Here is a 7,763-nt window from a genome sequence, read left to right on the forward strand (position 1 = left end):
GGGCAGGCCGGGCTGGCCAGCCGGCGTGGGCGCCGTCGACCTGATCGGGTCCGCCGACTCCCGCGCACCGCTCGCCTCACCGGCGGCCGTGCGCTGGGCCGGCGCGGTCAGCTCGCCCAGCTGCCTCGGCGGCCGCAGGCCGCCGGGCAGGAACGAACCGTCAGCCGTGCGCACGTAGGCACCGTCGAGCAGCCAGCCGGGCTGGCGTGGGACGTCCTGGGCGCTGACCACCCGGGCGTCGCGGCCGGTGAACAGGGGCGCCGGGTCGACGCCGACACCGATCGCGGCGAGGTCGGCGAGGGCGAACAGCAACCGGCGCAACCCGGACTCGCCCGCGACGTCGGTCGCGACGACCCGGTGCGGACGGTCACCGAGGATCTTGCCGACGAGCTGGGCGAGGACCCGACCGGGGCCGGCCTCGACGAAGTTCCGAACGCCGGCGGCGTACATCGCCTCGATCTGCTCGACGAACCGCACCGGCGCCGCGACCTGCCCCGCGAGCGTCGCCCGCACCTCGTCGGGTGACGTCGGGTACGGCGCCGCGGTCGTGTTCGACCACACCGTCAGCTCGGGGCTGGCGACGGGCAGCGCGGCCAGCCGCTCGGCCAGTGTGTCGGCGGCGGCGGCCACCACCGGGCTGTGGAACGCGCACGCCACCGGGATCCGCTTGGCGGTCACACCGGCGGCGTCGAGCGCCGCCATCGCCGCGGCCACTGCCTCCGTCGGGCCTGAGATCACACTCTGCCGGGGCGCGTTGTGGTTCGCGACGACCACCTCGACGTCCCCGCCGAGCGCGGCGAGGGCGTCCCGCACCCGCTCGACCGGCGCCGACACGGCCGCCATCGCGCCCGGGTCGTCTCCGGCCGCGGCGAGGATCGCGGCGGCCCGCGCCTCACTGAGGCCGATCAGGTCGGCGCGATCGAGCGCGCCGGCGGCGCACAGGGCGACCAGCTCGCCGTAGGAGTGCCCGGCGACGTGGTCGGGCCGCACACCGAAGGTGGCGAGTAGATCGTGGACAGCCAGACCACCGAGACCGAGGATCGGCTGGGCGGCCCTCGTGTCGGTGATCGCCGCCGCCTGCTCGGCCCGGCCCGCGGCGGTGAACGCGGCCGGCGGGAACATCGTGTCGACCCACTGGGGGGCCAGGTCCAGCACGGAGCGCAGCCGCGGGAACGCGACGAACAGGTCGGCGAGCATGCCGGGCCGCTGGCTGCCCTGGCCGGGGAACAGGAACGCGGTCGATCCCGCTCCGGAGCCGGCGCCATCGGCGTCGCGGACGAACAGCCCGCCGCGTGGATTCGGCTGGAAGGTCAGGGCGGCGGCGACCGCGGCGGGCAGGCCGTCGAGGTCGTCGACGACGAACGCGACCTGCACCGGTCCCCCACCCGCCGCGCAGGTGGTCCGGGCCAGATCGCGCAGCCGGTACGGCCGCCCGGCGCCGTCGTTCGCGGCGACGAGCGTGGCGAGCCGGTCCAGCGCGCGCCCGGCGGCCGCCCGGTCGGTGCCACGCACGGTGAACAGTTCGGCGGGCCAGCGGTCGAGCGCGTGCGCCGGCTCCGGACCGCCGTCGTAGGCGGAGAGCACGACATGGAAGTTCGTGCCGCCGAACCCGAATGCCGAGACGCCGGCATGGCGCTGCGAGCGCGGCGCCGTCCACGGCTTGGCGCTCTGGTCGAAGTAGAACGGGCTGGTCTCGGCGTCCCAGTAGGCGTTGGGTGTGTCGATGTGCAGGGTCGGCGGGCGCACGCCGGTCTCGACGGCCCGGGCCATCTTGATCAGGCCGGCCAGGCCGGCGGCGCACTTGGTATGCCCGATCTGCGATTTCACGGAGCCCACCGCGCAGGTGCCGGGGTCCGCGCCGTTCGCGGCGAACATCTCGGTGAGGGTGGCGAGTTCGGTGCGGTCACCGACGACGGTCCCGGTGGCGTGCGCCTCCAGCAGGCCGATGTCGGCCGGGGTGACCCCGGCCCGCGAGTAGGCGCGTTCCAGGGCCCGCACCTGGCCGTCCTTGCGCGGCGCGGTCAGCCCGAGGGCGCGACCGTCGGACGAGCCGGCGACGGCGCGGATGACGGCGTGGATGCGGTCGCCGTCCCGCTCGGCGTCGGCGAGCCGCTTGAGCACGACGACGGCGGCGCCCTCCCCGAGGCTCGTGCCGTCGGCGCCCGCGTCGAAGCTGCGGCACCGGCCCTGCGGCGAAAGGGCGTGCACGGAGGAGAACAGCAGGAAGTCGTGCGCGCCGGCGTGGGTGTCGACTCCGCCGCAGAGCACGAGGTCGGAGTTGCCGGTGAGCAGTTCCTTGCAGCCGGCGTCGAGCGCGGCCAGCGACGACGCGCAGGCGGCGTCGACGGTGAAGTTCACCCCGCCGAGGTCGAGGCGGTTCGCGACCCGCCCGGCGATGACGTTCGACAGCATGCCGGGGAAGGAGTCCTCGTCCAGTTCGGGCAGGTACTCCTCGAGTTCGGCAGGCAACGAGCCGAGCAGCCCCGGCCACAGCGAACGCATGCCGTACGCGCCGGACAGGTCCGTCCCGGCCTCGGTGCCGAACATGACGGACGCCCGGGAGCGGTCGAACGGCCGGCCGCCACTGCCCTTCTGCGCGGTGTCGTAGCCGGCGTGCCGCAGCGCGCGGGCGGCGACCTCCAGGGCGAGGAGCTGGCTGGTCTCGATGCTGCGCAACGAGCGCGGCGGGATGCCGTAGGACAGCGCGTCGAACGGTATCCGTGGCAGGTAGCCGCCCCACTTCGACGGGGTGTACTTCCCGGCGTCCTTCACCACCGCGTCGGAGCGGTAGTAAACCTCCGGGTTCCACCGCTCGGCCGGGACCTCCCGGATCGAGTCGATCCCGGCGACGATGTTGGCCCAGAACTCGTCGAGATCGGGCGCGTCCGGAAAGACCGCGGACATCCCGACGATCGCGATGTCGAGCCCGCGTCCGGCGACGTCGGCCGGTGCCGGCTCGGTCACCGCGGCCGGCCCGGTGGCCCCGCGGACGTCCGCGTCGGCGGCTTCGACCGCGAGACCGAGCTGACCGGCGCGCTCGGCGAGCCGGTCGGTGGCGCCGGTGGTGACCTCGTCATGCAGCGCGGACACCGTCGTGCGCGCGGACCGCAGCGCCGCAACCTGACCGATCATGAACATCCCCTCGCGTGCCTGCGCCTCGGGGGCGACGGCGACGACCTTCCCCCCGTCGCGGCGCAGGCCCTTGCTGGCCACCCGCAGCCGGCCGAGGTTCAGCGACTCCAGTTCCTCCCACATCTGCTTGCGGGCGGTGCCGGCGGCGAGCAGTTCGCGGCGGCGGTCAAGGAACGTATGGACATAGGCGGACTCGACGCAGCGGGTGGCATGGCCGGGCGAGGTCTCCAGCAGCACCGTGCGCTCGCAGTCCAGCGCCGCCTGTTGGAAACCGGGCTGAATCGCACCGCTGGCGACGGCCTCGTCGGTGAACAGGTAGGCGGTACCCATCAGCACGCCGATGTGGGCGCCCCGCTCGGCCAGCGGCGCCGCCGCGGCCGCGACCATCGCCGCGGACCGGTCGTCGTGGATGCCGCCGGCGAACAGCAGGTGCAGGCCGGCGAAGAAATCCGGGCCCCCCGCCGCGGTCTCGCCGTAGGCGAGCAGGCCGTCGATCTGGGCCTGCCACAGTGGGAAGCTCGCCCGCGGCCCGACATGGCCGCCGCATTCGCGGCCCTCGAAGACGAACTTGCGGGCACCGTCGGCGAGAAACCGCCCGAGCAGGCCGGGCGAGGGCACATGCAGGAACGTGTCGATGCCCGCGTCCTCCAGCGGCGCGGCCTGCGCCGGACGACCACCGGCGATGATCGCGCACGGCGGGCCCACCTCGCGCACGGCCGCCATCTGCGCGGCCCGCAGTTCCGGCGGGGCGAAGCCCAGAATGCCGACCCCCCACGGCGCGTCACCGAGCAGCGCCGCGGTCTCGCGCAGCAGGTCACGACTGTCATCGCCGCTGAGCAGGGCGAGCGCGAGGAACGGCAGGCCGCCGCCGGCCGCGACGGCGCGGGCGAACTCGGCGCGGTCGCTGACCCGGGTCATCGGACCCTGCGCGACGGGGTGACGCAGGCGACGGGCGGCGGCGAAGGAGGAGCCGACCTCGAGTGGCCGCACGCGGGCGGCGGCGGCGATGCCGTCGCGGATGCCCGCCCGGATCGCCCGGACGACCCCGGCGGCGGTGACGTGGCGGTCGGCGAGTTCGGCCGCGAACGCGCCGTCCTGGCCGATGGGCAGGAACTCGCGGGTCAGGTCGCGGGCGCCGAGCCGGGCGGCCACCACGTCGAAGGCGCTGGGCGGGTCCGCGGCGGGAGCGCCGAGGCTGCCGTCCGAGGCGATTTCGCCGCCGGTGTCGCGCAGGTCGTCCTCGGCGGACCGGTCGGCCCCTCCGGCGAGGGCGGCGATGGGCAGGTCGGGACGGGTGTAGAGCCGGTGACCCGCGTACAGCACGGTCTCGCTGCCATCCATGGCCCGGATCGCACTCGCGACCTGCTCGGGCAGTTCCATCTCCCGGACCAGGGCGAGCTGCGTGTCGAGGACGACTCCCGCCGCGCCGCCGGCGACCGCCGCAGCGGCGGTCGCCGGCCCGATCCCGCCGGCGGCGAAGACCTGCACCGGCTCGCCCGCGGCGGTGCGCGGGTCCGCGGCGAGCAGGTGCTGCAGCAGAGTGAACGTGGTCAGGTCCCCGACGACGCCGCCTGACTCGTTACCGCGGGCGATCAGACCGACCGCTCCGGCCGCGACGGCATCACGCGCCTCGCCGACCGAGGTCACCTCCGCCCACACCCGCCGGCCGTCGCGGACCAGCTCCGTGACAGACCACGGCGACCGCTCGGCGGGCCCCGGAGGCCGGGCGACGAGGACGACCAGGTCGACCGAGCCGAGCAGCTCAGCGGGGCTCAAAGGGCAGCCCGACCCGGCCCGCACGCCAAAGCCACCGGGGGTCCAGCGGGCCGCGTCTCGCAGCGCCTCCCGGGCCTCGCGCGCCGATCGGCCGAGGTCGAGAACGCCCACCCCGCCGGCCCGCACGACCGCCGCGACCAGCGCGGGGGCGGGCTGCGCGAATGGTGTGATCACGACGACCTGCTCGGGCGCGTCGAGCGGCGCGGGCCTGACGGAACCGATCGGCGCGCCGTCGGGCGGCGGGCGGAGGGCGGTGGTCATGGGCAGGTCCTCCTGGCAGGTCGTGACCCGGGGAAGCGTGGTGAGCATGAGGTACTAGTCCGGTTCAGTGGGCCTGCCGGATCGGTTCCCTGACCGACCGGCGGGTCGGCCGAGGCGCGGGACCCAGTCCCCTGGACGTCGCACAACCAGATCCAGATCAGGGGTCTCACCCACCAGACCAACGTGAGGAACACGTTTCGAACGACAGGATCGCCCAAATCATCGGTGATCTCCTGACCGGTGCCGTCGGGCGACAGACGTACCGGAGAAGCTGTATCTGCACTGACTACGCGGAAACCGAACTGACCCCCAGCAACTCTTGTAGAACTGACATGACCGCTCTGGCCAGGGCGCTGCCCGGCACTGCCGACTCGCCATCGTCAAGGTGCGCGGAATTCTAGTCCGCCCACTGCGGATCACTGCATGGTGGCAGAGGATATGCCTGATCGCATGACCCTTGGAAGTCCGCCACCGACTGAACGCCCGACTCAGGGCACCGTCCGTCCAACGGTTAGCCCACCTCCGGACATCGCCGGCGATGTCGCGGATCGGGATTACACAGAGCCCGCAGGGATGCGCACCGGGCGACACCATCAATCTGGCCGCCTGTCGCCAGGCCGTCCCGGAATCGCATCACCCGCGAGCCGGTATCCGGCTGCGCGGCCGCGACAGCTCCATTCAACTTTCTCGCAATAAAATGACAATGGACAGCGCAGGGTTCTTTCCTCGGCGTCGAGCCGGCGCCCACCCGGCCGGGATATCGATACCGCGCCGCGCGAAGCCGAGTGCTGGCCGCGGACCGCCCGGAATGTGATCGAGCCACCGTCGGCGGGTCAGTCACCGACGGCTGGGCGGCCCTCGCTGGGTCCGGCCAGCCAGCAGGGACAGCGTCAACGTAGTCACAGCGTGCCATCGATCGCAAGCGGAACCGACCGGAAATTTGGGAACGAGCCGCAGTGAAGCACCCAGCCGGATTGGCCCGTTACCACCAACATCGATCACCGCCACACTTAGGGCAAACGGATGTTTCGTGAGAAACATACCAAAACGCAAAAATACCGGCAAACGATACGGATGGCCTGGCCATGGACACCGCAAGCTCGCCGAGCACCTAACTGGCAGGTGGCGGCGAGGGTTTGAGGTGAATCCGAAGTGTGAGTGCCCGAACGTGCGGGCGCTGACGCCGCCGGGTGTCGGCACCGCCGGGAAGTCTCACGCTGCTCAGCGGGCGGCGGCGGGCCCGCCGACTCGCGCCCCGATCACGCCATGCCGCGACGTTGCCACAGCACGACGTTTGCCACAGCACGACGTTTGCCACAGCACGACGTTTGCCACAGCACGACGTCGCCGCAACGCGACGTCGCCGCAGTGGGGTGCGCGGTACGCGATTCGGGGATGGCGGGCGGGGAGGCCGGCAACGCGAACGAACCGCGGCGGGCGGCAACGCCGACAAACACAACGAACGCCGGCGCCGAGGGCGCCGGCGTTCGTGCGCGACCGCGGCCGGGGCGGCGAAACCGGCCTGCGGCTCGAGCGTCGGCCTCGCGGGACACGAGGGTCCCAGCACTGGCGGGCCGACGGCGGAATCACTTCGACGCCATCGGCGCTCCCCTGGCGGGGATGGAGCCCCGTGACCAGGTCAGATCGAAATCTCGTCCGGAGGGGGCGCGCCGATCGCGGGCGCGCGAGGCGTGGGCGGGCGAGACGTGGGCGGGCGACGCACGGGCGCGCGAGGCGTGGGCGCGGTCACCGCGCCCCAGGCAGTCAGGGCCGCGGCGGGCTGGGCGGCGCGAACGCGCTGGTCTCCCGCTGCCAGGCGATGGCGAGCTGGGTGCGGTTCGTGCATCCCGTCGCCACGAGGGCGTGGGTCAGATGGTGCTTGACAGTGTCGATGCTGATGCACAGCGCCTCGGCGACCTGGCGGTTCGACCGACCCTCGGCGACGAGCCGAACGACGTCACGTTCGCGGGCGGACAGCCGCCCCGCGACCGACGGACCCGGGTCGGTGCGGATGTAGAAGCGCAGCAGGTTGCCCAGATGCCGGCCAAGCACCGCGCCGACAGCGCGGTCGCGCGGGCCGAACGCGCCTGGGCGGGAGTCGAGCAGCGAGATCAGCGCGCCGACGTTCGACGGTCCGAAAAGCCGAACGAGCAGCTTGGCGTGGATGCCGTGGGCCCGCAGGAATCGCTCCAGCCGCATCCGCACCTCGGGCCGATCCGGCACTCCGAGATCGTCCAGGGTGGCCAGGCCCCGCTCGCGGACCGAGCGCAGGCTCTCCGGGTTGCTCAGCGCCTCAAGCTCCCGGTAGCGCTCCATGTACGGTCCGGCAAGGCGCAGCGCCAGGCCCCGGCCGGTGGGACGGGCGTCCTGGAAGGCCGTCTCGATGGACGAGCCCAGGAAGAACGCCGAGTGCCGGTAGCCGAGGTGGCGGGCCATGCCATCGAGGGCCAGTTCCCGGAAGGATGCCAGCGAGCTGGCCCGCTCGCAGTCCTCCACCACCCGCAGGATGCCGCGCAGTTCGGCCGCGCCGAGCGCGAGGTCGCGCGGCATCGGCGCGCCCACGCGACCCGCCTGCAGCGCGGGTCGCGCGGTGC

2 protein-coding genes are annotated in these 7,763 nt (G+C 73.4%); both read right to left on the reverse strand.

Features of this window, described 5'->3' with window-relative positions; translation table 11 throughout:
- The coding region (locus MXD58_RS15255; RefSeq protein WP_250609432.1) for a type I polyketide synthase at positions 1-5,169 on the reverse strand (5,169 nt) is incomplete at its 3' end.
- A gap of 1,764 nt (positions 5,170-6,933) precedes the next feature.
- On the reverse strand, positions 6,934-7,719 hold the full coding sequence (locus tag MXD58_RS15260) for a helix-turn-helix transcriptional regulator (RefSeq protein WP_248817117.1): 786 nt from the start codon (positions 7,717-7,719) through the stop codon (positions 6,934-6,936).
- Positions 7,720-7,763: the final 44 nt, after the last annotated feature.

Origin of the sequence: Frankia sp. AgKG'84/4, assembly GCF_023242965.2 — a bacterium.
In the GTDB taxonomy this organism is placed as follows: domain Bacteria; phylum Actinomycetota; class Actinomycetes; order Frankiales; family Frankiaceae; genus Frankia.

Excerpts from the sequence above, each read along its gene's own strand:
- MXD58_RS15260 (WP_248817117.1), bottom strand. The coding sequence starts at position 7,719 with ATGCCGCGCGACCTCGCGCTCGGCGCGGCCGAACTGCGCGGCATCCTG.